Raw genomic sequence first — 23,240 nt, 5'->3', positions numbered from 1 at the left:
AAAGGTGACTTATTATGAATAAAGAAAAATATCAGCAATGCAACCGCTGTATTATGGACAACAAATCTGATGATAAAATAGCTTTTGATAAAGAAGGTTTCTGTAACTACTGTAGCTATGCACTAGAAATACAAGATAAAGTTTATTTTCCTAACAAACTTGGAGAACAAAAGCTTCAAGAGTTAATTGCGCGATTAAAAGAAGAAAATAAAGATCATAAATACGATTGTTTAATGGGTATTTCAGGAGGTCTTGATTCCTCTTATTTAGCTTACCTTGGTTCTGTAAAGTGGGGGCTTAGAATATTAGCTGTTCATGTTGATGATGGCTTTGATACAGAAGTCTCCAAAAGAAACATAGAGCGTATAGCTAACTTTCCTAATTTAGATATGAAAATTGTAAAGCCAGACACAGAGCAATTTAATGAGTTAACTAAAGCTTATATGCGTGCTGGCGTACCAAATCTAGCCGTGCCGCAAGATAATGTATTGTTTGCAGCTGTTTATGAGTTTATGAAAAAAAATAAACTTAGAACATTTGTCTCTGGTAGTAACTATGCGCTTGAATGTATTTTGCAAGCAGGTAACACGTATACAGCATATGATTTGACTAATTTAAAGTATATTCATAAAAATTTTGGGAAAGGAAGTTTGAATAAACTAACCCTTTTGTCTGCCTTTAAGAAAGATATTGATGCTTATTTATTGAAAGTAGAGACTCCTACACCCTTAAATTTAATTGATTACAACCGCGATAGAGCTATGCAAGAACTCATGGGTTATTGTGGTTTTGAATACTACGGTGGTAAGCACCTGGAAAACGATTTGACAAAGTTTGTGCAGCAGTATTGGTTTTATCATAAATTTGGTGTTGATAAACGCACATCCCATCTATCCAGCATGATTGCTTCCGGACAAATGACTCGTGAAGAAGCTCAACGTCAATATGAGCTTCCTTTGTATGATGAAGCCGATATGCAAGAAACGATTCAAAGAGTGCTTGATAAGCTAGATATGGGTAAAGAAGAATTTGACCAAATCATGTCCCAGCCAGGTAAACAGCATAATGAATATCCAACCTCTTTGTATTTAAAAGTGTCTCCACTTATGGCAAAAGTTATAAAAAAATTAATCGGACGTAATTAATAAATTTTGTTAGTCATCCAAAGCCACGCCGATCAGCACAACTAGCTTGTACGCCCTGTAGTAGACGAGTAGTTGCATGTGTTAGGGCAAGTGATTTAAAAACAGTGGCCGCAGGTTGGGCTTAAGCAGCATGAATTCAGTATGAAGGTGAGCCATGATGTGGATGCACCGAGCCGTTATGGCTTTGGTTCGGCTAAAAGCATACTTAAAAACATGGCAGGCGATGTGCTTAAGCGCAGAGATATTAAAGGCGCAATGATAGCCCCTTGGGTGCGTTTAAACAGTGGCCAGAAGCTGCATCCTGCTGACCCGTATAATACGTTTGACTGGCTAATGGATGTATCAGAAAAAAACGGGCTAACCAGTGCGTTTTATTTTATCTGCGGCACCACCAGCAACATGGATGCTGACTATCAGCCAGAAGAGCCAGCCATACGCGAACTGATACAACGAATACATCAGCGCGGGCACGAAATTGGCCTACACCCCAGCTACGGCACCTACCAAACGCCCCAGCTCATAAAGCAAGAAGCCAACCGCCTACGGGCTGTAATGCAAAAAGAAGGTATCAAACAAAACGAATTTGGTGGACGTATGCATTACCTGCGCTGGGAGCATCCCAGCACCTTACAAGCGTGGAACGATGCCGGCATGACTTACGATTCAACGCTAAGCTACGCCGACTTGCCCGGCTTTCGTTGCGGCACTTGCTTTGAGTACCCAGCGTTTAACACCATCACCCAGCAATCACTACAAATACGCATAAGGCCACTAATAGCTATGGAATGCACTATAATCGCCGACCGTTATATGGGCTTAGGCTATGGCGCTGAGGCTGAGAACAAATTTGCAGGGCTGAAAGATACGTGTCGTAGGGTGAGTGGGTGCTTTACGTTGCTTTGGCATAATAGTCATTTTCATAATGAATTTGATAAAAAACTTTATACCAAAGTTTGTGTATCTTAAAGGTTTTATAATTTTATGGGTACGTTTGATGATTAAAACATATGCACAGTATTTGAAATTTCTTGAGGCAGATAGAGTTTCTTTAGGCATTGAGAAAACACTTATGAATTATTTGTTTAATGATATTTGGCGTTTTCAAAAAACAATGCGTAAATTAGAATTTTTGACTAACTGCAAAAAAAATAGATTTTATCGAGCATATATTGCTTATAGATATAAGATGCAAGGTCGTAAATTAGGCTATTCTATTCCAATTAATATCTTTGGGCCTGGGTTGTCAATTGCTCATAGAGGAACGCTAGTTGTAAATGGTGGTGCGAAAGTTGGTGCTAATTGCCGTATACATGTTTGTGTAAATATTGGTACAGAGGCTGGAAAGAGTGATTATGCACCGACTATAGGCGATAATTGTTATATTGGGCCAGGTGTTAAAATATTTGGAAAAATACAGCTTGGATCAAATATGTCTATAGGGGCAAATGCAGTAGTGAATAGAAGTTTTTCAGAAGGAAATGCAACAATTGGTGGAATACCAGCGAAAATTATTTCAGATAAAACCTCCGAAGGGTTACTGATCAAAGGTTATAAAGGCTAGTTTTACTATTCTAATATAGGAAATAGGTTGTCTGGTTTTATAATTAGATAAAGGGTGTAATTTTTTCATGAAGATTGTGACAGTTATAGGCGCGCGCCCTCAATTCATTAAAGCCAGCGTCGTCTCCAAAGCCATTCAAGAAACCGACGGCCTAGCTGAAGTTTTAGTCCACACCGGCCAACATTTTGACGCGAATATGTCGGATGTGTTTTTTGATCAACTGGCCATCCCACGTCCTGACTATCAACTCAATATCAGTAGTGGTAGTCACGGTGATATGACCGGTCGCATGCTAATTGAGATTGAGAAGGTCTTGCTGCAAGAAAAGCCTGATTGGGTATTGGTCTATGGCGATACCAACTCCACGCTTGCCGGTGCTTTAGCCGCTGCTAAGTTGCATATCCCTGTAGCGCACGTTGAAGCTGGTTTGCGTAGTTTTAATATGCAGATGCCAGAAGAAATTAACCGCATTTTGACGGATCAAATCAGCAGTGTGTTGTTTTGCCCAACGGATTCAGCTGTGGCTAACCTAGAACGCGAAGGCTTTGCCGATAAGCTCATCCAAGTGTTGCAGGTCGGCGATGTGATGCAGGATAGCGCGGAGCTGTTTGCACCACGCGCGATTATGCCTGTTGGGTTTTCTGTGGTGGATGGTTTTATCTTGACCACTTTACACCGTGCTGAAAATACCGATAACCCACAACGGCTCGCTGCCATTGTTGCTGCGCTAAATCATTTGCACGCACACCTTGCTCCTGTGGTTTTACCCCTACACCCGCGCACACGTAAAGTCATTGCTGAACAAGGCTTAACCCTGAATGTGCATCTTATTGAACCTGTGGGTTATTTAGAAATGCTGTGGTTACTACAACACACAGGCTTAGTGTTAACCGATAGCGGGGGCGTACAAAAAGAAGCCTTCTTTATGGGCAAAGCCTGCGTCACCATGCGCGACCAGACGGAGTGGGTTGAGTTAGTTGAAGCGGAGGCCAATGAGTTGGTGGGGGCGGATACCGATAAGATTATTGAGGCTGCTACGCGTAACTTAGGCCGTGCGGTTAAGGATGAGAGTGGGTTGTATGGTGGTGGTAAAGCGGCAAAGCGGATAGCACGAATATTGCAGAGCGTAAATTAATATGAATTTTAAAAAGATGAGCTATTATTCCTACGGCAGTGAGAATTTCCCCGGGGTAATGAAAAAAATAGACAATACAGTCAAAGCTGCACAAAACCTTGGTTTACAAGCTGAGCACAAAGCATACAAATCTGCTGATAAATATAAAAGCTGGAAAGCAATCCTTATCGATGATGCTGATATTATTTTTATACGGTTTTCTTTTCTTATCCAAACGTTACTGTTTCCTATCGTATTAATAAAGCGCCTGCAGGGTAAAAAAATTATAATTGATATACCGACACCACGCGCTATTGCTTTAAATGAAATGCGAGGCGCACAAGCTAAAAACTTAAAAATTAAAATTGTATGGAATTATATTTTTAGTTCTTGGATATTATTTCCGGCAAACTTAATAATTCAGTATGCAGAAGAGTCTAATTTTTTTTCCTTTGGATTAAGAAGTAAAACTCTAAAAATGGGTAACGGTATTTTAATTGATGAATCAATTAAAATTGTTAAACAGCAAAAGCAAGAAAATAAAATTAATTTAATTGCTGTCGCAAGTATTGCTTTTTGGCATGGTTATGATCGCTTGCTTAAAGCAATGGCTTTAGCAAAGCAAAAAGATCCTGATATCGAAATAAATTTAAACTTAGTAGGTGATGGTGAACTTTTACCTGAATTAAAAAAACTTGCTGATGAACTAAAATTAAACGCTCATGTTCGTTTTTCTGGCGCACTTTATGGTCAAGAGCTTGAAGCAGCTTATGAAAGTATGAATATAAGTGTGGCAAGTCTTGGATTGTCTAGAATTGGGCTTGATGAAGCATCTGTGCTTAAAACCAGGGAGTATATAGCTAAAGGCTTGTGTGTGATTGGGGCGGGTAAAGATCCAGACTTTCCAGAAGACTCACCTTATAGGTTTCTTGTGCCTAACGATGAAAGTATAGAACCAATAGCTGAAATTCTGATAAAGCTTGCTCAAAGAGATCTACCAGCACCGGAAGAAGTAAGAGTGTATGCTGAAAACAATCTCGCACTTGAAGAAAAACTGAAGAAGATGCTATATAGGTTATAGTTTTATATTTTATAATTTTTTGGATTCTTTGCACTTGGCCAGACTGACTGTTATATGCTAAATAACATTATATGGTTGTTTTGTTTGAATCAAAATGTAGAAGTTTATATTTTGTGGTTCAGATCGAGGTTTTTAATATAACATGAGAATATGTTAAATAATTAAAAGATGGCTGATAAAATCAGTGATTTGATATTTTCGTGTGGTTTGTGTTTTTATTTTTGCTGGAGTCATATATATTAATACTTTAATAATTTCAAAGCCTATTGTTGCTAGTTTAGGTTTGTCTCTATTGTTTTTTTCTCCAGGGTTAACTCTTGTGTTTCCAGTTCCCGGTATAGTTGCAGCATCTGCTTTTATAAGTCTTTTTATAGGAATATATGTTCAAGGTGGAAGGGTTTTAAAAAAGGGTGCATTGGTTTTTTTATTGTTGTTTTTTGTTTATTTCTTAATAACTCCTTTAGTCTTTAATGTTGACCACAAGACGTATATAGATTATTTTTCCACATTCATTATTTATGGGGTGTGTGGGTTTATTTACTCTAGTATTGATTTTGACCATAAGTTTTTATACAGATTAGCAGTTTTGTTTTCACTTGTTATATCTCCGGTTGTTTATCTAGTTGTTTTTTATAATTTTACTCCTTCATATATAACTGATACTTTTGGCTACTATATGCGGATTTCTCATATTGTTAGTATGTATTTATTTATTTTATTTTATAATTCATTGCATGATGATAGTAAAATTATAAGGGTTGTTTCCTTTTGTTTGGCTTCAGTTTTTTTTATCTTTATGATTACATTTGGGGCTAGAAGTTTTTTATTAGCTTTTGTGTTGTTTTTTATATTTTTTGCTATTAAAAAATACAAGTCGTTTAATTTTAAGTTTGTATTTATAGTTCTCGTTTTTATGTTTGTTTTGTATTCTGAGTTGTATAGCATTATGATTTGGTTTAATTCATTGCTTTCTGATTATAATGTTGAGTCTAGGTCGTTAATTAGAATTATTTATGCTTATGAAAATAATGAAGATCTTTCTTCTGGTAGATATCGGATTTGGGGAGAAGGATTTGAGGGTTTTTTAAATAGCCCTATAATTGGAAACGGTATAGCTTCTTTTGAAAGTAAATATAATTATTATGTGCACAATTTTATACTTCAATTGCTTTATGAAGGAGGGCTTATACTTGCTGTGCCAGTTATTTGTGTTCTTGTGAAGTTTGGTCTGGTTTTGTTTGATAAGAACATTAGCGCTGTCGACTGGTTTTTTATACTTATGATTTTTTTTGGAGGTGTATTTTATTTATTTTTCTCAAGTGTAATATGGAGTGGTGTTTATATTTGGTTTTTTATAGGTTGGGTTATTAATTATAAAACTGGCTATAGTTCTATGACAAAAAACTTGACAGCTTCAGTTTGAAAAGCAGTAGTTTCTCTAGAAATCGCAGTGACGCACTCAATTGTTTAGCGCAGACTCAAACCAATTGAGTCTATTATTGTGCCCGAATTCAACTATTAACTGCAACACCCGCTCATAGCTAGTTGCAATTGCTCTTTAAAAATATTCACCGGCTGAAGGTACCCATGTTTTTTCCTGGGTCTTTCGTTCAGCCGGGCTTGGTATGCCTCAATTTGTCTGTGCGTTACTGTGCGCAAGTCGGTGCCTTTGGGCACATACTGTCGTAGCAAACCATTTGCGTTCTCGTTGGCACCCCGCTGATATGATGCATATGGGTCAGCGAAGTAGACATCGGTATCAAGCTCACGAGCGATGCGTTGATGCTCAGCGAATTCTTTGCCGTTGTCGCTCGTAATGCTGTGTACCAGTGATTTAAACGGCTGCAGCATTTCTATCGTGGCGTCTGCCACGACGTCGGCCTGCTTACTGGACACTTTTTTCACAAGATAAAAGTTACTTTTTCGCTCCAGCAAGGTCACCATCGCGCCCGTGCCTTGTTTACCAATGACAGTATCGATTTCCCAGTCGCCGTAACGACCACGCTGCTCGATAATTGATGGTCGGTCGTGAATAGAGCGTCTATTCAGTATGCGACCACGTTGCTTATCAAAGCGGCGTTTATAGCGCTTTAGCTTATGCCTCAGGTGTTTAAACAACGAGCCACCATCATTAAAGTCAGCCCGGACATAGTTATAAATCCATTCGTGACTGACCGAGTAACCCAGCCTGGTGCAAATTGCTGAAATCTGCTCAGGGCTCCAATCGAGCTGGAGCATGAACTCCACAGCGCATTCGGTGTTGTCACAAATGCGCTTGGGCTTTGGCTTTAAACGGCGCGATAACGTGCGCTGCTGAGCTACTTCAGGGTCATACGACTCTGTTTTATCTTTGTTACGTCGCAATTCTCAATGGATGGTCGAGGGTGCAACATCTAGCTTTCTCGCAATTTCTCGCTGTGAAAATTCCTGTGAGAGGAACGCCGAAATCTGATATCGTTGTCCCTCGGTCAGCTGCCGATAACTCATGTTGGAACCTGTTTTTTTTGGTCGAAAAGCAAGCCTACCATATGTGAAGTCGGTAGCTGACCTCCCTTCGACCTATCCCCTTACATGAGTGTTGCGGTTATTATCTGAATTCAGGTTTTGTATTGTTTGTTTCTGCGTTTGCTTATTTTAATACTCTTTACCTTGCTTCCACTAATCCTACGCGTGACTTCCTTACAAACTACATACCTTTTTTTTTGCATCGAGGGAGTTAATGAAAAGTTTATCAGTAATTATTTCAACAGCTAATCAACGCATTTTGGGTTTGAATTTAAAGCCAGTTCATAGTGATGTTTGTTATGTTGTCGTCCATCAAGTTTATGATGCTTCATATAAAAATGAATCGCTGCCTGATTTTATCTCGCGTGATGATGTCACTTATATCCGATTGGATTACCCCGGTCTTTCTAAAAGCCGGAATGTTGGTTTGAGTAGTGTAAAAACCAAATTTGCCTATATTATGGATGATGATGTGGATTTCGATTTGGAAAAAATGAGGCAGTTGGTTGATTGGATGGAAGTAGAACAGGCGGATGTAGGCACATGTCAGCATATTTATCAGAACGGCTTATATCCATATGAATATAAGCAAAATGTTTTTAAACATGGCAAATTATCTCTAGCTAAGGTTGCATCGATTGATATAAGTTTAAATGTTGACTCTGTCCGAAGAAGAAACATAAATTTTGATGAAAGATTTGGTTTGGGGACTACTTTACCATCGGGAGAAGAATATATATTTTTGAGTGATTGTTTAAATGCTGGGCTTTCAATTAAATATTTTCCTTTGCTTACTGGTATCCATCCAGTTTTAGTTTCAGGCACAGATTTTTTTAGTTCCCCACAGAAAGTTCTTGCAAAAAGGGAAATGTTATTAAGGGTTTTTGGTGCTTTTGGTATTTTTTATATATTTGCATTTTGGTTGAAAAAGATAAATATTGTTTATAAACGAGGATATTTTTGGTCTTTTACAAAGTTGATGCTTATTGGGAAGTAGTTCAAAGAAATGATTAACTTTATATCAAGAATTGTGTTTATGCTTGGGGTGAAAAAGAGGAACCCTTCTTTTTTAGATAGTTATTCTAATTTATTAAAAACGGATTATGCCGAGCAGTCTGAAATAATTCAGATTCAGAGGTCAAGGCTTAAAGATTTATTAGTCTTTGCAAACAATCATAGCTCATTTTACAAGGATAGATTTGACCAAGTCGGATTGAATTTTAATCGGGATTTTGATCCTTTCGAATATCTTAGGCTTATAGATACGGTTACTAAGTCGGAATTAATAAGTGAAAATGAGAGAATACACACCATAAAAAATTATCAGTTTAAAAAACTATTTTTTTCCGAAACATCAGGTTCAAGTGGAGAGCCTCTTACTTTTTGGAAAAATGAGGAGTGGGACTCTATCAATCGTGCATCGATAGCACGTGGTATGAGTTGGTACGGTGTGAATTTATGGGACAGAAATGGTTATTTTTGGGGTTATTCCTTTTCATTTTTGGGTAGGTTGAAAACTTCATTATTAGATTTTTTACAAAATAGATTCAGGCTTTTCTCTTATTATGATAATGATATTGATAAGTTTGTAAAAAAGGCTAAAAAAGCTAAATACATACACGGTTATAGTTCGATGATTTATGAGGTTGCAAAAAAATTAACTGCTGATGGTACAATGCTTAAAAATTTAAAACTTGTGAAAGGTACTTCTGAGAAGATTTATGATCACTATCAAGATGCTGCAACTAAAGCATTTGGTCAGAAAATTGTTAGTGAGTACGGCTCTGCTGAAGCTGGGATAATTGCTTTTGAATGTCCTCATGGTTCTATGCATATCAATGAAGAAAATTGTATAGTCGAGGTGGTTGAGAGTAAGATTGTTGTAACAAATTTGGCATCATTTTCTTTTCCGATTATAAGGTATGAACTTGGTGATTACATTTCTTTGTCAGATACTAAATGTAAATGTGGTCGTTCGCATAAAATAATAAATGAAGTATTAGGTCGTGTCGGTAAAAGTATTGTTGGTAAAAATGGTTCTAGTTACCCTTCACTGACTCTTTACTACATTTTTAAGGTGCTGGCATTAGATTACGGAGTTGTTCTGAATTATAAAGCTGAACAACATGTGGTTGGAAAATTAAAATTTTTACTGGATAGAGAAATTACTGATAAAGAATTGGTATTGATAAATGAAGTATCGAAATCATATTTTTCTGATGCGTTGGAAATTGAAATAATTCCAAATGTTCTTATACATGATAAGAAGAAAAAGTTAAAAGATTTTGAGTCATATATATAGAAGATTGTATGAATTTTACTACCATAGTAACCCCCCTCCCATAATTCCGATCCATTTATTTCTGAAACCATTCAGTCTGTTTTGGGCCAGACGTTTTCTGACTGGGAGATGATTATTGTCGATGATTATTGTCGATGATTGTTCAACGGATAATTCGGTTGAGGTGATTCAGTCTTTTGTTGAGCAGGATTCACGGATTAAGCTGATTCAGTTGTCTGAAAATTCGGGTGCTGCAGTCGCAAGAAATACGGCGATTAAGGATGCGCAGGGGCGTTTTATTGCGTTTCTGGATAGTGATGATCTGTGGCTTCCTGATAAATTGGAAAGTCAGCTGCAGTTTATGCAGGAAAAAGATATTGCTTTTTCTTACTCAGCCTATGAAAAAATTGATGAACAGGGAGAGCCTCTGGGTTTGATTGGTGTGCCTGAAAAGGTCAATTACGATCAGCTTTTGAAGTGTTGTGTTATCGGTTGCTTAACCGCAATCTACGATACTCATAAACTGGGTAAGGTTTACATGCTACTGATTCGTAAAAGACAAGACTTTAGTCTTTGGCTAAGGCTATTGAAAAATGTCAATTACGCTTATGGCATCCAACAGCCTTTAGCACTCTATCGGGTTCGTTCTGGCTCTATTTCCTCCAAAAAAAGCAATGCTTCTGCCTACACCTGGCTGTTGTATCGTGAAGTTGAACAACTAAACCTGATAAAAGCCAGTTATTATTTTTCGTATTATGCAGTGCGTGGTGTTTTGCGCACGATGTTTCCACGGTTAGCCCGTTTGCTTGGGCTTGACCAGTACAAATTTCTATTTTTTCTTATAAGACTAAGCTAAACAATGCATAAGATAAGCGTTCTCATATCGACTGTGAACAACAACATCAGCAATTTGATTCTTCCAAAAAATCAAAATATTCATTACGTTGTTGTTCATCAGGTATTTGATAATAACTGTATTGACTTGCTCTACGACAATCTTTTTGAAGGTCGACTTGACGTTACTTACAAGCGTTTGGATTACCCTGGTCTCTCTAAAAGTCGTAATGTGGCCTTAGAGATATGCACTACTAAGTACGGGTACATAATGGATGATGATGTTGAGGTTGACTTAGACGCAATTGAAAAGCTAGTTGATTTCATGGAACAAGAAAAGGTCGATGTAGCTACATGTCAGTACCAATTTAAAAGTGATAACTCACCACGCCCATACTCTAACTCAACGTTCGCTCACAATTTCCTAAGCTCAGCGCGTGTTGCGTCTATTGAAATTTGTTTGAACATTCAGTCTTTAAAAAACAAAAATATTTCGTTTGATGAGCGCTTTGGACTAGGAACAAACCTTCCATCTGGAGAAGAGTACATTCTTCTAACAGACTGTTTAAAAAACAACTTAGCGGTTAAGTATTATCCCATTATCACAGGCATCCACCCTGATATAATATCAGGGATGGATTTTTATTCGAACTTCCCTAAAATCTTAGCAAAACGCGAGATGTTTAAACGGATATTTGGCTGGAAAAGTTTTGTTTTTATTTTTGCATTTTGGTTAAAAAAGCTTCCTGCTGTACTTAAAGAAGGTTATGCCATCCCTTTTACAAAAACCTTGATGTTTGGAGTTAAATAAATAATGGCATTAGTTACCATCATAACCCCCTCTTACAACTCCTCAATTTTTATCTTGAAAACACTTAAGTCAGTAACTTCTCAGTCTTTTGATAACTGGGAAATGATCATTGTTGATGATTGTTCCTCTGATAACTCCGTTGAGGTGATTCAGTCTTTCGCTGATCAAGATCCGCGAATTAAGCTGATTCAACTGGCTGAGAACTCAGGCGCTGCTGTTGCCCGCAATACTGCAATCGAAGCTGCGAAAGGCCGTTATATAGCTTTCTTAGACAGTGATGATGCATGGTCACCAGACAAATTAGCGAAGCAACTAGCTTTTATGCAAGCGAACGATTACCCATTCACTTTTGCTGCTTACGATAAAGTCGATGAAGCTGGCAAGGTTTTTGGCCATGTAGGTGTACCTGATAAAGTTACCTACTCTGATTTACTTAAGTCATGTTCTATTGGTTGCTTAACCGCAATGTATGACACTGAGTTTTTTGGCAAAGTTTACATGCCTTTAATACGCAAAAGGCAGGATTTAGGTTTGTGGTTAAAACTGCTGAAGAAAACTAAATATGCGTATGGGTTAAACGAGACATTAGGCTTTTACAAAGTACGTAAAGATTCCATATCTGCAAACAAGAAAAGCGCTGCTCTGTTTACTTGGCGCTTATATCGTGACATTGAAAAATTAAGCTTACCTAAAGCAAGTTATTATTTTTCACATTATGCTGTTCGCGGGTTGTTACGTACAAAATATCCAGGCGTTGCTAGATTCTTAGGCATTTTGAAGTGATTATATTGTGTATACCAAAGTTAATTTAAGGAAGTTGATATGAAAATCGCTATTGCCGGCACTGGTTATGTGGGGCTATCTAATGCTGTTTTATTAGCTCAGCACAATGAGGTAATAGCAGTCGATATTATTGCAGAAAAAGTTCAACTGCTTAATGCAGGCCAGTCACCGATTGAAGACAAAGAAATCCAAGCTTTTTTAACTGAAGGCAATCTTAATTTTACTGCTACGCTCGATGCGGCTACTGCTTACGCAGACGCTGACTTTGTAATTATTGCTACACCTACCGATTACGATCCAAAAAATAATTACTTTAATACCAGCAGTGTCGAGACTGTAATTCAGGCAGTGCTAGCGGTTAATCCTAATGCTGTGATGGTGATTAAGTCTACAGTTCCCGTGGGTTACACCGAAGAAGCTAAACAGCGATTTAATACGCAGAATCTACTTTTCTCACCTGAGTTTTTACGTGAAGGCAAGGCACTATACGACAACCTGCATCCATCACGTATTATTGTTGGTGAACGCTCGGCAAGAGCAGAGCAATTTGCTCAGCTGTTACTACAAGGTGCAATTAAGAAAGATGTACCGCTGCTATTCACTGAAAGCACCGAAGCCGAAGCGGTAAAATTGTTTTCTAATACCTATCTAGCTATGCGCGTTGCCTACTTTAACGAGTTGGATAGCTACGCCGAAGCTTATGGTTTAGACAGTCGACAAATTATTGAAGGCGTAGGACTCGACCCACGTATTGGCAATCATTACAACAATCCGTCTTTTGGTTATGGTGGTTACTGCCTCCCTAAAGACACCAAGCAGCTTTTGGCTAACTACGAACAGGTGCCTAATAATATTATTCGCGCAATTGTCGATGCCAACCGTACTCGTAAAGACTTTATTGCCGATGCGGTATTAAAGCGCAAGCCTAAAGTTATTGGTGTGTATCGCTTAGTTATGAAGACAGGCTCTGATAACTTTCGAGCCAGCGCTATGCAAGGTGTGATGAAGCGCATTAAAGCGAAAGGCATTGAAGTGATTGTGTATGAGCCCGTACTCGATGAAGCGTACTTTTTTGGCTCAAGAGTGATTCGAGATTTATCCGCGTTTAAGCTAGAAGCTGATGTGATTATCTCAAATCGCTTGTCTGTAGAGTTAGAAGACGTGGTAGATAAGGTTTACACCCGTGATTTGTTTGGTAGCGACTAAGGAAGGCTGTTTTGATTGGTACATGGACTAACGCTTTCTATTCAGTTGTCCCCGATTCTACTTTTCCCGCTCAGTTAGTCAGCTTTGGCACCTCTGGCCATCGCGGTTCTTCTTTAACTGCCAGTTTTAATGAGCTGCACATTCTCGCCATTGCTCAAGCTGTGGTGGATTACCGTTGGCAGGCGGGGATTACTGGGCCGTTGTTTATCGGTTTAGACACTCACGCTTTATCACGCCCGGCTTGGGAGCGGTGTTTTTCAAGCTAGTTGACACCTTTTTACCGTTTAAGCGGCTTGTTTATCTTCCTGCTTAATGTGTTCTTTTTCTGGATTCAGTGTGGTAGGCCCAACAGGCTCACAATTGCGAACATCACGCTTACCCCAACGATCAGGATTTGCCGCCTTTATAGCTTCCATACGCAGCTTGCGCTTAGCCAAGATAACTTCATCTTGCCCAGTGTGACGCTGGTGAGGTGTCACGAAACGCAACTTACTGTGCTTGTGTTCGTAGTTATACCAGCGCGTAAACTTCAGCACCCAATCACGCGCTTCATCAAGGCCTTTAAAACCGTTCGATGGCCATTCAGGCCGGTACTTGCAGGTTCTAAATAATGACTCTGCAAATGGGTTGTCGTTACTCACTCGAGGGCGACTGTAAGACGTTGTAACACCAAGCTCATAAGCTTTTGCACGCATCGTCTGTGACTTCATTGGCGCACCGTTATCAGAGTGCAACACCAAACCTGAGTGCAGGCAACCCTCTCGTAATAACGTACGCTGCAGCAGCTCCGAAGCGAGTTCACCCGACTCTTGTTCATGCACTTCATCGCCAACGATTTTACGACTAAACAGATCTTCGATCATATACAGGTAAAAAAACTGACCGCGCACCGTGCTCGGTAAATAGGTGATATCCCAGCAAAAGACTTGGCATGGCCCAGTTGCTTCAAAAGTCTTGGGTGCTTTATGCCCCCTAGGCGCAGCGCTACGGCCACGGTGATGCAGCTGGCCATGCAGTTGTAACACCCGATAAAAAGTAGACTCTGAGCCATAATAAACGCCTTCATCAAGCAGTGTTGGCACTATCTGCGTTGGCGGTAAGCTAGCAAAACGCTTTTCATTGCTCACCGCTAATATTGCATCTTGCTCTGCCTTAGAAAGCTTATTTAAAGGCTCAGGGCGTACGGCATCAGGCCGCTTATCCGCAAGTACCTGTCCGTCTTGGTACCAACGTTTGTAAGTGCGCAAACTAATCCCTACTTCGTCGCAGGCGAGCGGTAACCGCGCACCCGACTGGTTGGCTTCACGTATCCATGCAACATACTGTGTGCGCTCTGAGACCGAGGTTAATCGTCCTCGTTGTCGTTCTCCCAAAACGCATCCAGCTTTTTTCTTAGTACCAGTAATGCAGCAGTTTCAGCCAGAGCTTTTTCTTTTCTTCGCAGCTCGCGCTTGAGATTTTTAATTTCTACTTGATCCGCTTTACGCTGCTGTTTAGATTCAATCTCTTGCTCACGTGAATTTGCAAAACCTTTAAGTGAGCTGGCTTTCCAGCCTTTAACTTGTTCAACGTAGAGCCCTTTAGAGCGGCAGTATTCACTAAGCTCGGCTTCATTCATTGAGCCTGTTTCAATAACAACAGCAAGTTTAGCTTCTGCTGACCATTGTTCGGAAGTTGGTTTGTTTCCTGGCACTGAGCGCCCCTGTAATTTGGCTTTGTCTCGCCAATTATACAAAGTTTGTAGACCAATGCCTTCAACCCGAGATACTTCTGCGACCGTCATATTCAACGGGGGTAATAATTTACTAAGAACTGCATTTTTACGTTCTTCAGAATAACGTGGCACAATCAAAACCTTAACGCCCTAACTGGTTAAATTTTAAGTAGTGTCAACTATCCTGCCAGAGGGGGGGAGGTGGCGTTCCAGGTGTTGCTGGCCAATCAGGTAGCGGTGCGTGTGACGCAGGATGAGGTCGTGACGGCGACGCCTTTGGTCAGTCGGGCGATTTTAAGCTATAACGCGCAGCGCTCGGCGGATTTGGCCGATGGTTTGATTATTACCCCATCGCATAATCCACCGGAAGATGGCGGTATTAAATACAACACGCCCGATGGTGGTCCAGCAGACAGTGATGTGACGAGTTGGATTGAAGCGCGGGCGAATCAGTATTTGCGTGATGCTTGTGCTGCGGTGCAGCGTGTGGCGTTATCGGATGCTTTGGCGCAGCTTGCGCAGTACGATTATGTGGCGCGTTATATTGCCGAGTCGTATTCGTATGGATTGCTCAAGCCCTGCGGCCATGGCGAATTTACTGAAGATTCGTGAGCAGTTTGCTTTATCCTTTGCCAATGACCCCGATGCAGATCGGCATGGCATTGTTGATGCCGCCGGTTTGATGAATCCCAACCACTTTTTGTGCGTGTGTGTGGATTACCTGTTAACCCATCGGCCGCTGTGGTCTTCTACGCTAAAAATTGGCAAAACCTTGGTCACTTCATCCTTGATGGATCGCATTGTCGCGGCCCATGGCCGTGAGCTGTATGAAGTGCCAGTGGGGTTTAAGTGGTTTGTTGAGGGTTTGCATCAGCGTGAATTAGCTTTTGCCGGCGAAGAAAGTGCAGGAGCAACTGTATTGACTTTTGCCGGTGACACTTGGACCACGGATAAAGACGGTATTGTCTTGTGTTTGTTAGCGGCGGAAATCACTGCCGTGACCGGTTTAAGCCCCTCACAGTATTACGCCAAGCTCACGGCGCAACACGGTACACCTTATTACCGCCGCATTGATGCCGCTGCCACGCCTGAGCAGAAGGCTGCGTTTAAGGGTTTGACTGTTGCGCATATTAGCGCCACTGAATTGGCGGGTGAGGCGATTACCGCGGTGCTACTCAATGCCCCAGGCAATGGCGCGGCAATTGGTGGGATTAAGGTCTGTACCGAGAACGGCTGGTTTGCCGCGCGGCCCAGTGGTACTGAGGCGTTGTATAAGATTTATGCTGAGAGCTTTATCAGTGAAGCGCATTTGCAGTTGTTGATTGATGAGGCGCAGGGGTTGTTGGCTGGGGTGTTGTGAGGTGGATTGCTTCCCGCCACGTATTGTCTGTAGCACCGTGCTGTTGGAAAGATGGATTGCTTCGCTTCGCTCGCAATGACGTGGTGGCGTTCGGTGTCTGTCAACATAGTTGTCGTGTTTAAGTAATCAGCTCTTCGATTGGGAGACTGAGCTATTACAGGCCTTTGGCAAATATTACTGTTTGTATAGTCAATAGAGTGATTTTAACATCAACCCAAAAGCTTTGGTGTTTTATATAATATAGATCGTATCTATGTTTCCATTCCGCATCTTCTATTGAAGCCCCGTAAGGGTATTTAACCTGAGCTAACCCGGTAATCCCTGGTCTAACTGAGTGTCGAAAACGGTAGTATGGAATGCTTTTCTCTAGATCTTGAATAAACACTTCTCTTTCTGGTCGTGGGCCAATGAGCGACATTTCTCCTTTGATGACATTCAATAACTGTGGCAATTCATCGATGCGGGTTTTGCGAATGAATTTGCCAACTCGTGTAACCCTTGCGTCATTTTTAGTAGCCCACTGTGCGCCGTCTTTCTCTGCATCTGTTGTCATAGAGCGAAACTTAATAACCTTAAACTCTTTATTGAAAAGGCCTGTGCGAGCTTGTTTAAATAACACAGGTCCACGGCTATCTAGCTTGATAGCGAGAGCGGTAAGAATAAAGAGTGGTAATAGCATGATGATAGCAATGCTAGCGAGAATGAGATCAAAACTCCGCTTTATGAACTTACTGCTTGCACTATTCAATATCGAGAAAGCTTTTTGATAGAGAAAAAAGCTACTATCTACCAGCTTAATTTCGGTGAAGCCTAGCTCTCGGTCGAGGTAGCTTGTGAGAGGCTCTACCCAAGCACCTTTTTCGGTAGCTTCAATAAGTATCTTCTTTTGTTCATGTGATAAATCATAGCTGCGATAGTGACAAACCACATCGCCACGGTTTGTCTGAAAGTCGAAGCTGTTTATGGTGAAATTAATTTCGTACTTTTGTAATACTGATGTTACTGACGCTTCGTGTTCCTTCGGACAGTATAGGTGGATTGTTTTCCTTTTTGGCTTTAACATCAGCGCAAAATCCTTCTTTTTCTAGGTGTAAAGGTAGTTGAAGAACGTATTATAACAGCGCAGGCATGATTTGTAATCTGTATTGTTTAAGTGAGCAATGGTTGGTTCACATTGATTATTAGGGATTGAGTATATGATTTTAGTGACAGGCGGTGCCGGCTATATTGGTTCCCACACCGTATTAGAGCTTTTGAACGATAACTATAAAGTGTTGGTGCTCGATAATTTGAGTAATGCAAGTGTAGAGTCGTTACAACGTGTCGAACAAATTTCTGGCCGAAAGCTTACCTTCGTACAGGGTGACATTCGGGATGAAGCTGGTCTTCATGAGCTTTTTAGCGCTTATCCAATTGAAGCAGTCATCCACTTTGCTGGCTTAAAAGCCGTAGGGGAAAGTGTCGAAAAGCCCACAGAATACTATGATGTGAATGTAAACGGAAGCTTATGCTTAGTGCGAGCAATGCAGAAGGCGGGTGTTTCTAAGCTAGTATTTAGCTCTTCCGCGACAGTGTATGGAGAAGAAGCACCTGCACCGTATAAAGAAAGCATGCCTCGTGGTACGACGACAAACCCGTATGGCACGTCGAAGGCCATGGTAGAACAAATACTGACAGACATTCATGCGGCTAGTAAGAATACCGCGAACCCATTGGATGTCACCTTGCTTCGCTATTTCAACCCCATAGGCGCCCATGAGTCTGGCTTAATTGGTGAGGATCCTCAGGGTATCCCAAACAATCTTATGCCTTACATTAGCCAAGTAGCTGTAGGGCGACTACCGGAGCTGTCAGTATTCGGCGATGATTATGAGACTTCAGACGGAAGCGGGGTGCGTGACTATATTCATGTGGTGGACCTAGCCAAAGGCCACTTGGCGGCTTTGAATAAAATGTTTTCAAATAAAGAAGCAGAGTGTGCTATTTATAATCTTGGGAGTGGTAAAGGAACTTCCGTTTTTGAGCTCGTACATGCATTTGAACATGAAAATGGCGTTAAGATCCCTTACAAGGTAGCACCTCGTCGTGCGGGTGACCTTGCCACTTGTTATGCTGCAGTTGATAAAGCAGCTAAAGAATTAAACTGGCGTACAGAAAAAACAATAAAAGACATGGTGCGTGATACTTGGCGCTGGCAGTCGAACAACCCTAACGGTTACAAAAAGTAACCGAATGTGATGTATTGTTTGGGCTTAATGTATTTCCAGACCGCTGTATTTAACAAAGGAACTTCATATTGAAACGACTTGCCTCTTTAGCCAGCTTTGCTCTCTTCGCTAGCCTTCTTCTCAGCGGCTGCTCTGCGCTAACCGCTGACATTAAAAAAATATGGGATGTGTCGCGGCAAAAGCCCCAAGATGTGGTGTTAACGGCGGAGCAAATTGCTGAATTACCCTATACGGCTATATATGCTCGAGTAGACGGCGGCACGCAAGTGCTAATTGTGCTGGGTTTTGTGAACCAAACCAGTGCAGTAGAGCGCTTAACCTGGGTAACCGGTGGTAGAGAAACTTTAGTAACAGAGCATAACCGCATTATTAGCACCGCCGGCTTAGCGGTGGATTTAGCTGGGGTGTCGAATTTAACCGCCGATCCGCTGCGCTGTATACTCACAACTGTTAACGCCAGTGCCACTAATGCAAACTGCCCAACAAAGTGGACCCGCCAAATAGACATACAGCCTACATATTCGCACCCTAACTACAAAAAAAGCAGCGAGCCACGAAGCACGGACACCGTTGTTTCGCGCTTTACTGTCATAGGGCCAGAAACGGTAGCGCTGCCGAGTGGCTTAACGCAAGTAACCCGGGTGCAAGAGCAAGGGCAGTTTATGTTTACGGGCCAAGCCTTTACCAATGAGTTTTGGTTAGCCGCCGACGGCCATGTGGTGAAAAGCCGCCAGCAATTAACCGCAAACACCAAGCCAATAGAACTAACACAAGTAAAGTGGGTAGGGCGCAATGACTAGATTACTATGGATGATGGCCTTAGCCTGCCTTAGCTTTACCAGCGCTGCTTTTGCCGAGCAGCAAGAGGCGCCAACCGCACCGATAAAAGTAATAGTGAATGATCAGTTAGAGCTTAGCTTTAACGACAGAGTGCGGTTAAGCCAGGTGCTCGATGCGGCTTTAGTAAACTGGCCTGAAAGCAGTCCTGATATAGATATTTATTGGCCCAACGCCCGTTTAAGCATGGTGGCAGGGCCCTTAAGTAAGCAAGATAGCCTAGAAGCCAAACGCTTAACTGTTATTGAGCAACTGCATGGGCTAGCAGACTATTGGCTAGCGCAAGGTGAGCGTGAGCGCGCTGCACAGGCCATGGCTTTAGTTGAGCAGTTAAGTAGTATGATTTTAGCGTGGCAGCCCTATGGCGCACCTAATTTAGACGCCAGCCGCTTGTTTTTAGAAGAAAACCCCTTATTAGCAGAAGGTATTTACCATTTATACCTACCCGAACGCGAGCCACATTTTTATGTGTATGGCTTAACTAAAAGCGCGGGTAAACAACCGATACAGCCGCAGCAAACCCTACGTGGCTATTTACAGCCACACCATGCCAATGAACTACTTTGGCCCGATGCCAATACCAGCCATGCTTACCATATTAGTAGCGGTGCGCCCGCTAATGCGCACATAAGTGAACAAGGTTGGACAAATGTAACGTGGGGTAACTATAACGCCAGCCCAGTGCAAATGTTACCTGGGGATATTGTGCTACTTGGCTTTGAAGAGCCGCTACTAAGTTTAACCCCCAGCCAAAGAGCCCACGCCCGTACCCTAAAACAACTGAACGAAGAGATAGCCGGCTTACTTCGCCACTGGTGGGCCGACCCAGGTGCGCAGCTGATGGACTCGTCTATTATGCGCAGCGTTGAACAGTACGTACCCAGCGCCAATAACTGGCAGCGGCACGACTTAAGCCCAACCCGCACCAACTATGGCGGCATAGGTTTACTACAAACCCCCACCGCCCGCATGGCCGAGGAAGGCGAGTTTAGCTTGGGCTATTCTGATATGAGTGAGTACCGTCGGTATAGTGCTTCTTTACAAGTATTACCTTGGCTAGAAGCCACCGGGTTTTATGTGCGAATTCCGAATCGGCTTTATAGTAATTCACCTGGCTTTAGTGGCACTAACGTTTATACGGACAAAGGCTTCGATTTAAAAGTTCGGCTGCTGCAAGAGCGCGATTATTTGCCTGAAATTTCTGTCGGTTTAAATGACTTTGCCGGCACGGGCATATTTAGCGGCGAATATGTAGTGGCCAATAAACGCTGGGGCGCTTTTGACTTTAGTTTAGGCGTTGGTTTTGGCCGTTTAGGCACGCGCGATTCATTCCCCAACCCCTTTTGTGAAGTGAAAGATTCTTTTTGTCAGCGGGAAGATGGTTTTTCAGGCAAAGGCGGCAAGCTGGAAACAGGCAATTGGTTTCGTGGCGATGCGGCTATTTTCGGTGGGGTTGAATACCAAACACCAGTACCGGGTTTACGCTTGAAGCTAGAATATGAAGGCAACGACTATTCACAGGATAACGCCGGCGTTGATATGACCCCGAAAACCCCAGTGAATATAGGCTTAACCTACCGTGCCTACGACTGGCTTGATTTACAATTAGGTTATGAGCGCGGCGACACCTTTACTTTTGGCTTTACCATACGCACCAATTTAAGCACCTTGTCGCAAATGAAAGTGACCCCAGCGCGGGTTGCCGCCACCCCTGCGCCAGAAGTGCGCCTGCAAGATGTTGAGTGGGACAGCGTAGCTACCAAGCTTGATAAGCAGTATGCGTTTCGGTCGGCCCGATTTGCGGTAAATGAAGATGAAAGCAAAGTGACCGCCTATGTGCACCCCTACCGTTTTCGTGATGGCAATGAAGCCATAGAGCGCGCCGCCCGCGTGTTGGCCGCCGAGCTGCCAGAAAGTGTAGCAACCTATGAATTTGTTGAGCAAAGTTTGTTTATTCCCATGGTGGCCACCCAAGTGCCTGCCGCTGAGTTTCGGGCGCAAATTGCCAACGAGCTGATTGAGCGCAAGCCCGCCGCAGTAAAAGAAGTGTTTCAGCGCGTAGAGCCAGGCCACCGACCGGACTGGGACAGCCCCGTGTGGCGCGATGCGTCGGAATATAACTTTAAACCCGGCTATGCCCTACAACCATTTTTTGAGCAAGACTTTGGCGCGCCAGAAACCTTCCACTTTTACCAATTAGGGCTAAAGGGCTCGGTACAGCTGTGGTTAGACGACAGCACCTGGTTTGTAACCGATGTGGGCATAAACCTGTCGAACAACTTCGATAAATTTAATTTTAAAGTGGACGCCTTTGACCACTTACCATTACCCCGGGTACGCACCTACTCGCGGGAGTACATGGACAATGACTTTTGGTTAGATACCTTGCAAATAACCCGTTTTCAGCGCTTTAGCGACACCGTGTATGGCATGGCCTACGCCGGGTTGTTAGAGCGCATGTTTGCGGGTGTAGGGGCAGAAGCCCTGTGGCGTCCGCTCGATTCGCCGTTTTCTTTAGGCTTAGATGTAAACTGGGTAAAACAGCGCGATTTTAATGGCGGCTTTGGCTTACGGGACTACACCACGGTAACCGGCTTTTTAACCGCCTACTACCAAATGCCTTGGCTGCAAGATTCGATGCTACAAGTGGGCATAGGTAAGTTTTTAGCCAAAGACACCGGCGCCGCCATACAGTTTCAGCGCCGCTTCGACAGCGGGGTAATAGTGGGGGCCTATGCGCACATAACCAACGTTTCGGCTGAAGATTACGGCGAAGGCAGCTTTACTAAAGGCGTGTTTGTAAGCATACCCTTTGACTTGTTAGGGGTGTTGCCAACCCGCAACCGCTTAGGCTTTGATTGGGTACCGCTTTCACGGGATGGTGGCCAACGTTTAGGCCGCCGCGTGTCGCTGTATGGCGCCACCGACTTACGCGCGCCGTTTTATGGGCGTTAAGGGTGAAGGAATTGTAAAGTTCTTGAATTTTAGTGTGGATCAGAGGATAGTAAGGGTGTTCGTTCAGGTATGAACGAGCATTTGAGCTCAAGGTGGCTTTAGCGGGCCATCACTTTATACGTACGTTTCGAATTAAGGATGTATTATGAAAAAAATTACTTTAGCTATAGTGGCAGCGCTAGCATTAGCGACCGGCCCAGTTATGGCGCAAGGCACAGGCAGTGGAGCTGGTGCGGGCGCAGGAGCTGGTGCAGCCGGCGGCGCGGCAGGTGGATTTGGTGCAGCAATAGGTGCATTAGGCCCAGGTGTATTGGCTGCTGGAGCAGTAACTGTTGGCGCAGTTGTAGGCACAGTTGGTAAATCAAAAGCCAACCCGATGGATGGCGACGGCGGCACAGTAACACCACCACCAACAACGCCACCGACAACCACAGTAACCACCACCAGCACTGGTTAACTTCCCGGACTGGTTTTTGGTAAATATAAATGCCGCCCTAGGTTAAACTAGGGCGGCATTTTTGTATTTGGGTTGGGCGGCAATCGGAAACATTCCCACACGCCGCACGGTGGTTAACGGCAACGGCCACGGGAAATATTTTGTAGGTACGGCACTGCCGTACGCCGCACGGTGGTTAACGGCAACGACAACGGTAACATTCCCGTGCGCCGCACGGTGGTTGGGGCAACGGCCACGGGAAATATTTTGTAGGTACGGCACTGCCGTACGCCGCACGGTGGTTATCGGCAACGGCCACGGGAAATATTTTGTAGGTACGGCACTGCCGTACGCCGCACGATGGTTGGGGCAACGGCCACGGAAAATAT

The 23,240-nt window shown here is 42.6% G+C and carries 20 protein-coding genes and 3 pseudogenes; 19 read left to right on the top strand and 4 right to left on the bottom strand.

What is annotated here, in order from left to right; translation table 11 throughout:
- The first annotated feature begins 14 nt into the window (after nt 1–14).
- From M1L23_RS13270 to M1L23_RS15030, 6 genes are all read left to right on the top strand, one after another.
- Nucleotides 15–1,145 (top strand): N-acetyl sugar amidotransferase, encoded by a 1,131-nt coding sequence (locus tag M1L23_RS13270; protein WP_252627918.1) that lies wholly within the window; start codon nt 15–17, stop codon nt 1,143–1,145.
- A gap of 141 nt (nt 1,146–1,286) precedes the next feature.
- On the top strand, nt 1,287–2,111 hold the full coding sequence (locus tag M1L23_RS13265; protein WP_252627917.1) for a polysaccharide deacetylase family protein: 825 nt from the start codon (nt 1,287–1,289) through the stop codon (nt 2,109–2,111).
- Nucleotides 2,068–2,706: a serine O-acetyltransferase gene (locus tag M1L23_RS13260; RefSeq protein WP_252627916.1), complete on the top strand. Its 639-nt coding sequence runs from the start codon at nt 2,068–2,070 to the stop codon at nt 2,704–2,706. The genes M1L23_RS13265 and M1L23_RS13260 overlap by 44 nt, the downstream gene beginning before the upstream one ends.
- Nucleotides 2,707–2,773: 67 nt before the next feature.
- Nucleotides 2,774–3,841, top strand: a complete 1,068-nt coding sequence (gene wecB, locus M1L23_RS13255) for a non-hydrolyzing UDP-N-acetylglucosamine 2-epimerase (protein ID WP_252627915.1) — start codon at nt 2,774–2,776, stop codon at nt 3,839–3,841.
- A gap of 1 nt (nt 3,842) precedes the next feature.
- A complete protein-coding gene (locus tag M1L23_RS13250) occupies nt 3,843–4,901 on the top strand; it encodes a glycosyltransferase (RefSeq protein ID WP_252627914.1) in 1,059 nt (352 codons plus the stop codon).
- A 202-nt stretch (nt 4,902–5,103) separates the two neighbouring features.
- Nucleotides 5,104–6,324 carry an O-antigen ligase family protein gene (locus M1L23_RS15030; protein WP_252627913.1) on the top strand — a complete coding sequence of 407 codons (1,221 nt, stop codon included), beginning with the start codon at nt 5,104–5,106 and terminating at the stop codon, nt 6,322–6,324.
- A 95-nt stretch (nt 6,325–6,419) separates the two neighbouring features.
- Here M1L23_RS15030 and M1L23_RS13240 read toward each other — a convergent pair.
- Nucleotides 6,420–7,388 (bottom strand): annotated as a pseudogene (locus M1L23_RS13240) (IS30 family transposase).
- 232 nt (nt 7,389–7,620) lie between these two features.
- Here M1L23_RS13240 and M1L23_RS13235 point away from each other — a divergent pair.
- The 8 genes and pseudogenes from M1L23_RS13235 to M1L23_RS13205 all read left to right on the top strand — a co-directional run.
- A complete protein-coding gene (locus M1L23_RS13235) occupies nt 7,621–8,403 on the top strand; it encodes a glycosyltransferase (protein ID WP_252627912.1) in 783 nt (260 codons plus the stop codon).
- Between the two features lie 9 nt (nt 8,404–8,412).
- Nucleotides 8,413–9,708 carry a phenylacetate--CoA ligase family protein gene (locus M1L23_RS13230; RefSeq protein ID WP_252627911.1) on the top strand — a complete coding sequence of 432 codons (1,296 nt, stop codon included), beginning with the start codon at nt 8,413–8,415 and terminating at the stop codon, nt 9,706–9,708.
- Between the two features lie 57 nt (nt 9,709–9,765).
- The gene (locus tag M1L23_RS15100; RefSeq protein ID WP_420840642.1) at nt 9,766–9,846 is read left to right on the top strand and encodes a hypothetical protein; all 81 of its coding nucleotides are present in this window, start codon (nt 9,766–9,768) and stop codon (nt 9,844–9,846) included.
- Nucleotides 9,830–10,543, top strand: a complete 714-nt coding sequence (locus M1L23_RS13225; RefSeq protein WP_252627910.1) for a glycosyltransferase family 2 protein — start codon at nt 9,830–9,832, stop codon at nt 10,541–10,543. Before M1L23_RS15100 ends, M1L23_RS13225 begins: the two co-directional genes overlap by 17 nt.
- A 3-nt stretch (nt 10,544–10,546) precedes the next feature.
- On the top strand, nt 10,547–11,332 hold the full coding sequence (locus M1L23_RS13220) for a glycosyltransferase (RefSeq protein WP_252627909.1): 786 nt from the start codon (nt 10,547–10,549) through the stop codon (nt 11,330–11,332).
- A gap of 3 nt (nt 11,333–11,335) precedes the next feature.
- On the top strand, nt 11,336–12,115 hold the full coding sequence (locus tag M1L23_RS13215; RefSeq protein ID WP_252627908.1) for a glycosyltransferase family 2 protein: 780 nt from the start codon (nt 11,336–11,338) through the stop codon (nt 12,113–12,115).
- Between the two features lie 39 nt (nt 12,116–12,154).
- Nucleotides 12,155–13,321 (top strand): nucleotide sugar dehydrogenase, encoded by a 1,167-nt coding sequence (locus M1L23_RS13210; RefSeq protein WP_252627907.1) that lies wholly within the window; start codon nt 12,155–12,157, stop codon nt 13,319–13,321.
- Between the two features lie 35 nt (nt 13,322–13,356).
- Nucleotides 13,357–13,563: pseudogene (locus tag M1L23_RS13205) on the top strand (phosphoglucomutase, alpha-D-glucose phosphate-specific); the annotation flags it as partial.
- Between the two features lie 42 nt (nt 13,564–13,605).
- Here M1L23_RS13205 and M1L23_RS13200 read toward each other — a convergent pair.
- Nucleotides 13,606–15,167, bottom strand: a protein-coding gene (locus M1L23_RS13200; RefSeq protein ID WP_252627906.1) for an IS3 family transposase whose coding sequence is annotated in 2 segments (ribosomal slippage) — nt 13,606–14,699 and nt 14,699–15,167 — 1,563 coding nt in all. Because the reading frame shifts where the segments join, the coding sequence is not laid out codon by codon here.
- Between the two features lie 72 nt (nt 15,168–15,239).
- Here M1L23_RS13200 and M1L23_RS13190 point away from each other — a divergent pair.
- A pseudogene (locus tag M1L23_RS13190) lies at nt 15,240–16,395 on the top strand (phosphohexomutase domain-containing protein); the annotation flags it as partial.
- 154 nt (nt 16,396–16,549) lie between these two features.
- Here M1L23_RS13190 and M1L23_RS13185 read toward each other — a convergent pair.
- Entirely contained in the window at nt 16,550–17,458 is a 909-nt protein-coding gene (locus M1L23_RS13185) for a sugar transferase (protein WP_252627903.1), read from the bottom strand.
- Nucleotides 17,459–17,591: 133 nt separating this feature from the next.
- Between M1L23_RS13185 and galE the strand changes: the two genes are divergently transcribed.
- The 4 genes from galE to M1L23_RS13165 all read left to right on the top strand — a co-directional run bounded on the left by galE (nt 17,592) and on the right by M1L23_RS13165 (nt 22,872).
- Complete coding sequence (gene galE / locus M1L23_RS13180; protein ID WP_252627902.1) at nt 17,592–18,623, top strand: UDP-glucose 4-epimerase GalE; 1,032 nt, start codon at nt 17,592–17,594, stop codon at nt 18,621–18,623.
- Between the two features lie 68 nt (nt 18,624–18,691).
- Nucleotides 18,692–19,423: a YjbF family lipoprotein gene (locus M1L23_RS13175; protein WP_252627901.1), complete on the top strand. Its 732-nt coding sequence runs from the start codon at nt 18,692–18,694 to the stop codon at nt 19,421–19,423.
- Nucleotides 19,416–22,415, top strand: coding sequence for a YjbH domain-containing protein (locus M1L23_RS13170; protein ID WP_252627900.1), 3,000 nt, complete (start codon nt 19,416–19,418; stop codon nt 22,413–22,415). Before M1L23_RS13175 ends, M1L23_RS13170 begins: the two co-directional genes overlap by 8 nt.
- Before the next feature lie 145 nt (nt 22,416–22,560).
- Nucleotides 22,561–22,872, top strand: a complete 312-nt coding sequence (locus tag M1L23_RS13165; protein WP_252627899.1) for a hypothetical protein — start codon at nt 22,561–22,563, stop codon at nt 22,870–22,872.
- A 42-nt stretch (nt 22,873–22,914) separates the two neighbouring features.
- On the opposite strand, the gene M1L23_RS13160 is transcribed toward M1L23_RS13165, so the two are convergent.
- Nucleotides 22,915–23,240, bottom strand: a 326-nt coding sequence (locus tag M1L23_RS13160; RefSeq protein WP_252627898.1) for a hypothetical protein, incomplete at its 5' end; no start/stop codon positions are given.

Origin of the sequence: Aliidiomarina quisquiliarum (assembly GCF_023922585.1) — a bacterium.
GTDB lineage: Bacteria > Pseudomonadota > Gammaproteobacteria > Enterobacterales > Alteromonadaceae > Aliidiomarina > Aliidiomarina quisquiliarum.
This window is presented reverse-complemented; position numbering and strand designations above follow the sequence as displayed.

Excerpts from the sequence above, each read along its gene's own strand:
- M1L23_RS13270 (WP_252627918.1), top strand. The coding sequence starts at position 15 with ATGAATAAAGAAAAATATCAGCAATGCAACCGCTGTATTATGGACAAC.
- M1L23_RS13265 (WP_252627917.1), top strand. The coding sequence starts at position 1,287 with ATGAAGGTGAGCCATGATGTGGATGCACCGAGCCGTTATGGCTTTGGT.
- M1L23_RS13260 (WP_252627916.1), top strand. The coding sequence starts at position 2,068 with ATGAATTTGATAAAAAACTTTATACCAAAGTTTGTGTATCTTAAAGGT.
- wecB (WP_252627915.1), top strand. The coding sequence starts at position 2,774 with ATGAAGATTGTGACAGTTATAGGCGCGCGCCCTCAATTCATTAAAGCC.
- M1L23_RS13250 (WP_252627914.1), top strand. The coding sequence starts at position 3,843 with ATGAATTTTAAAAAGATGAGCTATTATTCCTACGGCAGTGAGAATTTC.
- M1L23_RS13235 (WP_252627912.1), top strand. The coding sequence starts at position 7,621 with ATGAAAAGTTTATCAGTAATTATTTCAACAGCTAATCAACGCATTTTG.
- M1L23_RS13230 (WP_252627911.1), top strand. The coding sequence starts at position 8,413 with ATGATTAACTTTATATCAAGAATTGTGTTTATGCTTGGGGTGAAAAAG.
- M1L23_RS13225 (WP_252627910.1), top strand. The coding sequence starts at position 9,830 with ATGATTATTGTCGATGATTGTTCAACGGATAATTCGGTTGAGGTGATT.
- M1L23_RS13220 (WP_252627909.1), top strand. The coding sequence starts at position 10,547 with ATGCATAAGATAAGCGTTCTCATATCGACTGTGAACAACAACATCAGC.
- M1L23_RS13215 (WP_252627908.1), top strand. The coding sequence starts at position 11,336 with ATGGCATTAGTTACCATCATAACCCCCTCTTACAACTCCTCAATTTTT.
- M1L23_RS13210 (WP_252627907.1), top strand. The coding sequence starts at position 12,155 with ATGAAAATCGCTATTGCCGGCACTGGTTATGTGGGGCTATCTAATGCT.
- M1L23_RS13185 (WP_252627903.1), bottom strand. The coding sequence starts at position 17,458 with ATGTTAAAGCCAAAAAGGAAAACAATCCACCTATACTGTCCGAAGGAA.
- galE (WP_252627902.1), top strand. The coding sequence starts at position 17,592 with ATGATTTTAGTGACAGGCGGTGCCGGCTATATTGGTTCCCACACCGTA.
- M1L23_RS13170 (WP_252627900.1), top strand. The coding sequence starts at position 19,416 with ATGACTAGATTACTATGGATGATGGCCTTAGCCTGCCTTAGCTTTACC.
- M1L23_RS13165 (WP_252627899.1), top strand. The coding sequence starts at position 22,561 with ATGAAAAAAATTACTTTAGCTATAGTGGCAGCGCTAGCATTAGCGACC.